Below are 1,343 nucleotides of genomic sequence, written 5' to 3' on the forward strand. Positions count from 1 at the left end.
ATCACGCTCGCGATGATGCTGGAGCGCCGCTGGCTGCGCCGGATCGGCGCGATCGAGGTGCCCTATGGCGTCGCGATCGCCGCCGCGGCGCTGCTCGCGCTGCCGGCGGTCCTTCCCGCAACGCTCTCACAAACCTGATCTTAACCACTGACCCGCATGATTACCGCCGGATCAACCACCGGTGCGCTGAAAGGCCCGATGAGACATGGATAGTCGCAAGATCGTTTTGCTGGTGGGCGCGTTGTTCGTCGCCGGCATCACGGCATTCTTCGCCCGCACCCTCATCGCAGGGTCGGCCGCGCCGGAAGCCGCCGCAATGGGCCAGCCCGCCCCGGTACAGGTCACCGGTCCCGAAGTGCTGGTCGCCACCCGCGCCCTGCCCGTCGGCACCATCCTCGACGCCACCGCGCTGAAGTTCCAGCCATGGCCAAAGGAGCTGGTCGACGGCGCCTATTACCTGAAGGCGGGCACCGACCTGTCGAAGCTGCAGGGCACCGTGGTCCGCAACGCGATCACCGCCGGCCAGCCGGTCACCAAGGGCGCGCTCGTCTCGCCCGGCGACCGCGGCTTCCTGGCGGCGGCGCTCGGGCCGGGCATGCGCGCGGTCACGGTCAGCGTGTCCAGCCAGGCCGCGGTCGCGGGCTTCGTCTTTCCGGGCGATCGCATCGACCTCGTCTTGACCCAGACGGTGACCGGCGGCGGCGACGGCCAGCCGCTCAAGGTGTCGGAAACGATCATGCGCAACGTCCGCGTGCTCGCCACCGACCAGCGTACCGACAATACCGTCGGCGAGGACGGCAAGACCCGCGTCAGCACCTATTCCACGGTGACGATCGAGGCGACGCCCAAGATGGCGGAGCAGGTCGCGGTCGCCCGCACGCTCGGCGAACTGTCGCTGTCGCTGCGCGCGCTCGCCGACAATTCGAGCGAACTGGAAGAAGCGATCGCCAGCGGCGCGGTAACCGTGCCCAACGGCGATCCCAAGGCCGAAAAGGCGATGATGATCCGCGTCGCTTCGCAGCCACAGAGCGGCAGTTCGAGCTTCGCGACGGGCGCCGACGTGTCGCGCTTCCAGCGCAGCACCGTGCCCGCCAAGGGCGCCATGGCAACCATGCCGGGCGTCCCCGCCACCACCACGCCGGGCGGCAGTACCCCGGGCGTGATCGTCGGACCCATCGTGCGCGTCGCGCGCGGCAACAGTGTGACCGTCGTTCCGGTCGGGGGGAAGAATTAAGATGCGCACCATCGTCACGTCTCGCAAGCGGGCGCCGCTGGCGCTGCCGATCGCGGTCGCGCTGGCCGCCGGCACGATCGCCGGCGCCGTCGCGAGCAGCGCCGACGCC

Annotated in this window: 1 protein-coding gene; it reads left to right on the forward strand. The window is 69.9% G+C overall.

Annotated elements, in window-relative coordinates; translation table 11 throughout:
- Nucleotides 1-205 precede the first annotated feature (205 nt).
- A complete protein-coding gene (gene cpaB / locus LPN01_RS19005; protein WP_262829995.1) occupies nt 206-1,234 on the forward strand; it encodes a Flp pilus assembly protein CpaB in 1,029 nt (342 codons plus the stop codon).
- Nucleotides 1,235-1,343 lie beyond the last annotated feature (109 nt).

The sequence above is a fragment of the Sphingomonas sp. A2-49 genome, assembly GCF_025548555.1.
Lineage (GTDB): Bacteria > Pseudomonadota > Alphaproteobacteria > Sphingomonadales > Sphingomonadaceae > Sphingomonas.